Below are 1,713 nucleotides of genomic sequence, written 5' to 3'. Positions count from 1 at the left end.
ATACCCCCTGTGACTTCTTTAAGCTTAGTTTGCTTAAGGAGATCACTTAATTTAGCTTGACTGTCTCTTTGGTGATAATCACTGATTAAAAGTTGCAATGATGCTTTTGCATCAATTGCTCATTGATTACGAGGCTGTGATGCCCTTTGGGCAACCAAAGAGAGATACGAGAGGAGCTTATATGAGATACTTTGTAGGGATAGATGTATCTAAAGAGTTTCACGTTGTCAATGTTATTGATGAGAGTGAAAAAAGAGTTTTAAAAAACTTCAAGTTTTTAAACTCTAAAAGTGGCTTTGACTCTTTTAAGCTTAAGTTGTTAACACTCTCAAAAGATAAAGATTCATTTGTGCTTGGTCTTGAAGCTACTGGTGTTTATGGAGAAAATCTATACGATTTTCTATCATCAAATGGGTATAATACAAAGCTATTAAATCCATTTCAAACTTCAAGATATAGGCAAAATTACACAATGAAATCTGTGAAGAATGACAACATAGACTCTTTATATATTGCCTTTTTACTAAAAGATGACAGATTTAGCTCTGGATATGTAGCAAGTGATGAGTATATGGCTTTAAGAGTGCTTTATCGAAATAGAAATAATTGTCTTAAAGAGTCCAAAGAGATTCAAAAAAGAATCTTTAGCCTACTTACTGTTACTTTTCCAGAGTTTGAGAAATTCATTAACCCTTTTAGTGTTAGCGGTCTTGCTCTTTTAAAAAAGTATCCAACCGCTGCACACTACAAAGGTGTAAGTGCTAATAGTATATTAAAACTCTTTAGACACATAAAGGGCAACAACTTCTCTTATGATAAAGCTACAAAGCTTTTAGAGTTAGCCAACTCTTCTGTATATTCAGGCAAAGCCAAAGAACAAAGAGCTATTGCACTAAATAGCCTAATTAGGCTTTATGAAAAGTATCAAGAAGAGATAGCTACTTTAGATAAAGAGATAGACTCTTTATTAAATAGCGACTCTTTAAGCAGTGATGATAAAACCGCTATAAAAGAGGCTAAACAAAGAGCCGAATCTATCATAAAAAACCTACACACAATACCAGGAGTATCCACTAAGACAATCTCAGCAATACTTGGTGAATGTGGTGATTTAAGTAGATTTCCTACTATATCAAAGCTTCTTGGGTTTATTGGTTTACACCCTACACAAGATAGCTCTGGTAAAAAAGAAGCTTTCGGTCATCTTAGCAAAAGAGGCAATTCTACTGTTAAGCATGCTCTTTATTTAGCTAGTGTTAGTTGCATTAGACACAATAGTGAACTAAGAAAACTATACAACGATAAAAGAGCTGCTGGTAAGTCTAAAAAAGAGGCTTTAATAATTGTTTCAAGAAAACTGATAACAATTATCTATGCCATCTTTAAAAACAATGAACCTTATAACCCCTCTCGTGTTTTTGCTATGGTTAGACAGTGATAAGTTAAAGAACTAAAGCTAATTTACTTCAAATTGATGATGGAATTGTAATAGTGCCATCACCTTTTAATTGTCAATCAAACCAACTTAGTTTGATTGTAAAAGCACTCTAATCTAAAGTTATAATTTTAGATTAAACTCTTAAAAGTGCTTTCAAAATCAAACTCATTTCAAGAGAAAAATCTCTTGAAAATTGGTTGTTTTTAAAATAGCTTTAAAAAGCTATTGCTTTTTTATTTTTTTGTCCTTTTTAAGTTATTTTTTATAAAAAGGCT

General features: G+C 32.1%; 1 protein-coding gene. It reads left to right on the top strand.

Going from position 1 to position 1,713, the window contains the following annotated elements:
* Positions 1-181 precede the first annotated feature (181 nt).
* Entirely contained in the window at positions 182-1,438 is a 1,257-nt protein-coding gene (locus BM227_RS12525) for an IS110 family RNA-guided transposase (protein WP_177202066.1), read from the top strand.
* The last annotated feature ends 275 nt before the right edge of the window (positions 1,439-1,713 follow it).

Source organism: Hydrogenimonas thermophila (genome assembly GCF_900115615.1).
In the GTDB taxonomy this organism is placed as follows: Bacteria; Campylobacterota; Campylobacteria; order Campylobacterales; family Hydrogenimonadaceae; genus Hydrogenimonas; species Hydrogenimonas thermophila.
The sequence above is the reverse complement of the archived record's forward strand: the minus strand, read 5'-3'. Positions and strand labels throughout refer to the sequence as shown.